We start from the raw sequence: 3,617 nt of genomic DNA on the forward strand, positions 1-3,617 counted from the left end.
CACCTACCCGCATGCGACGCGCGTGGTTGCCCTGACTCGCGGCACCGCCGACTGGCTGGCGCAGCATGTGCCCGGATCCAGGCTGGCCGTCATTCCCAACCCTGTGCACTGGCCGCTGGCCCGCGCCGAACCCGTGGTGGCGCCGCCCGCCGCAAACGGGCGCAACCGTGCCCTGGCCGTGGGCCGGCTGCATTCCGACAAGGGCTTCGACCTGCTCATCCAGGCGTACGCGCGCATTGCGGGCGAGCGGCCGGACTGGGATCTGGTCATCCTGGGAGAAGGCGGCGAACGCCAGGCCCTGGAGGCCCAGGTCGAAGCCGCGGGCCTGCAGGGCCGGGTATTCATGCCGGGCCGGGTCGGCAACGTGGGCGACTGGTATCACAGCGCCGATCTGTACGTGCTGAGCTCGCGTTTCGAGGGCCTGTCGAATACCCTGCTGGAATCGCTGGCCAGCGGCGTGGCCGCCGTATGCTTCGATTGCGATACGGGGCCGCGTGAAGTGGTGCGCGATGGCGTGGACGGCCTGCTGGTGCGGCCCAACGGCGATGTGGCTGCCCTGGCGGCGGCGCTGTCGGGCCTGATGGGCGATGCGGCCAGGCGGCAGGCCCTGGCGCAACGCGCGGTCGAGGCGCGCGAACGGTTCTCGGCCCAGCGCGTGCTGGGCATGTGGCAACAACTTTTTGACGAAGTGCGCGGGCCGGGGCAACAGCCTTGACCCGTGCGCAATCCAGACAAGTGCGGAAGACACCATCATGTGCGGAATAGCTGGAATCTGGGGACCCCTGCAAGGCAAGGCGCAAGTGCTGGCCGACAGTTGCCGGCGCATACGCCATCGCGGCCCCGACAGCCACGGGTACTGGGAAGATCCGGGCGCCGACCTGGCCCTGGCCCATGTGCGCCTGGCCATCCTGGACTTGACCGAAGCCGGACACCAGCCCATGGTGTCTGCCTGCGGGCGCTATGTGCTGGTGCTGAACGGCGAGATCTACAACCACCTGGACCTGCGCGCGCAGCTGCAGCAGGCCGGACAGGCGCCGGACTGGCGCGGCCATTCCGACACCGAGACCGTGCTGGCCGGTTTCGCGGCGTGGGGCGTGGAAGCCACGCTGCAGGCAGCCGTGGGCATGTATGCCATTGCGCTGTGGGACCGCGAGCAGCGCAAGCTGACGCTGGCGCGCGACCGCATGGGCGAAAAACCCTTGTACTACGGCTACACGGGCGCGAACCTGGTGTTCGCGTCGGAACTCAAGGGCCTGATGCCGGTGCCGGGCTTCGGCCGCGATCTCAGCCGCGCCGCGCTGGCGTCGCTGATGCGCCACAACTACATTCCGGCGCCCCAGTCCATCTACGAGGGCATCTACAAGCTGCCGCCGGGCACGTGGCTGGAAATTCCCGAGGCCGACCTGCGCGGCCGCCGCACCGGCGAGCCGCGCGTGTACTGGTCGGCGCTGCAAATGGCCGACCAAGGCCTGAGCGCCCCGCAGCAGTATGCATCGGATGCTCAGGCCGTCGACGCGCTGGAGGCCGTGCTGTCGACGGCGGTGGGCGGCCAGATGCTGTCCGATGTCAGCCTGGGGGCCTTCCTGTCGGGCGGCATCGATTCGTCGACCATCGTGTCGCTGATGCAGGCGCAAAGCGCGCAGCCGGTGCGCACCTTCGCCATCGGCTTCCACGAGAAGGGCTACAACGAAGCCGAGCACGCCAAGGCCGTGGCCCGGCACCTGGGTACTGAACACACCGAGCTTTACGTCACGGCTGATGACGCGCTGGCAGTGGTGCCGACGCTGGCCGATATGTACGACGAACCCTTCGCCGATTCGTCCCAGATACCCACTTCGCTGGTGACGCGCATGGCGCGCCAGCATGTCACCGTGGCCTTGTCGGGCGATGGCGGCGACGAACTGTTCGGCGGATATTCGCGCTACTTCCGCGTGCGCGACTGGTGGCGCAAGTGCGAAAACGTGCCGGGGCCGGCGCGCCACGCGTTGGGCGCGCTGCTGTCGGCGTCTACCGCCTTGCCGGGGCGCGGCGCCTGGCGGGGCAAGGTCGGCAAGCTGGGCGAACTGATGCGCGCCGATACGCGCGGCGAATTCTACCGGCAGTTCGTGTCGTACTGGGCGGATCCGGGCAGTGTCGTGAAAGGCGGCGTCGAACCGCGCTCGCTGTTCGAGCAGCAGATGGACGGCACGGCGTTCGATGTGATGATGAAGCTGGACGCCGTCACCTATCTGCCGGACGACATTCTGGTCAAGGTAGACCGTGCCGCCATGGCCGTCAGCCTGGAAACCCGCGTGCCCTTGCTGGACCACCGCGTGTACGAGTTCGCCTGGCGCCTGCCGTTCGAATACAAGGTGCGCGGCAATACCGGCAAATGGCTGCTGCGCCAGGTGTTGTACCGGCACGTGCCGCAGGCCCTGGTCGACCGCCCCAAGCGCGGCTTCGCCGTGCCGCTGGGCAGCTGGCTGCGCGGCCCGCTGCGCGACTGGGCCGAGGCGCTGCTGGCCCCCGAACGCCTGCGCCAGGAAGGCTGGTTCGAACCCGAGCCCATTCTGCGCAAGTGGCGCGAGCATGTGTCCGGCCACCGCAACTGGGACAGCCGCCTGTGGGGCGTGTTGATGATGCAGGCCTGGCTGGACCGCTATCACGCCGGCGAGGCCGGCGAATTGGATACCCGTACATGAAGATATTGCTGTTGGTCAGTTCCATGCACGCGGGCGGCGCCGAACGGGTGGCCGCCACATTGGTCAATGCCTGGACCGATCGCGGCGATACCGCCACACTGGTGCCCACCTATTCTTCGAAGGGCACCTGCTTCTATCCCCTGTCGGACGCGGTGGATCTGGTCTGGCTGGCCGACCGGGCGGGCACCCGCAACGGCGGGCCGCTGGCCGCATGGCAGCGCCTGCGCGCTTTGCGCAGCCTGATCCGCGAGAAGGCCCCGGACGTGGTGGTGTCGTTCCTGACCAACGTGAACGTGGCGGCCATCCTGGCCACGCGCGGGCTGGGTGTGCCCTTGATCGTGTGCGAACGCACCAACCCGGTGGTTGAACAAAGCACCGGCAAGCTGTGGCGCACCTTGCGCAAGCTGTTTTATCCCCAGGCCGACATGGTGACGGTGCAGGCCGAAGACACGGTCGAGCCGTTCGCCTGCCAGGTGCCGGGCATCAAGCAGTTGAAGGTCATTCCCAACCCCTTGCCGCCCGAGCTGCTGGACGCGCCGCGCGTCGATGCGCAAGCCGCTGTGCCGCGCAAGCGCCTGCTGGCCATGGGCCGCCTGAACCCGGCCAAGCGCTTCGACCTGCTGATCGATGTATATGCCGAAGTGGCGGAGGAATTCCCGGACTGGGATCTGTGGATCTGGGGCGAAGGCCCCGACCGCGACGACCTGCAGTCCCGCATCGCCGCCGCGGGCTTGGAAGGCCGGGTGCAATTGCCGGGCCGCACTAGCGAACCATGGGAAGAGCTTTCGAAAGGCCAGGCCTTCGTGCTGAGTTCGGCCGTGGAAGGGTTTCCCAACGTGCTGCTGGAGGCCATGGCGCTGGGCCATAGTACGCTACGAGTCGTCGGGCGCCGCCGTGGCGGCCTGCAACCGCAACATCATGATCAAGCTCACGATC

General features: G+C 68.0%; 3 protein-coding genes. All 3 read left to right on the plus strand.

Annotated elements, in window-relative coordinates:
* Window positions 1-715 (plus strand): glycosyltransferase (locus LPZ50_RS23025; protein ID WP_230665154.1); only part of this gene is annotated, 715 nt, incomplete at its 5' end.
* 37 nt (window positions 716-752) lie between these two features.
* Window positions 753-2,681, plus strand: a complete 1,929-nt coding sequence (gene asnB, locus LPZ50_RS23030) for an asparagine synthase (glutamine-hydrolyzing) (RefSeq protein ID WP_230665156.1) — start codon at window positions 753-755, stop codon at window positions 2,679-2,681.
* Window positions 2,678-3,617: glycosyltransferase family 4 protein (locus LPZ50_RS23035; protein WP_230665158.1), on the plus strand; the 940-nt coding region annotated here is incomplete at its 3' end. The genes asnB and LPZ50_RS23035, both read left to right, overlap by 4 nt.

It is taken from the genome of Bordetella petrii (assembly GCF_020991325.1).
GTDB classification, from domain to species: domain Bacteria; phylum Pseudomonadota; class Gammaproteobacteria; order Burkholderiales; family Burkholderiaceae_B; genus Bordetella_A; species Bordetella_A petrii_E.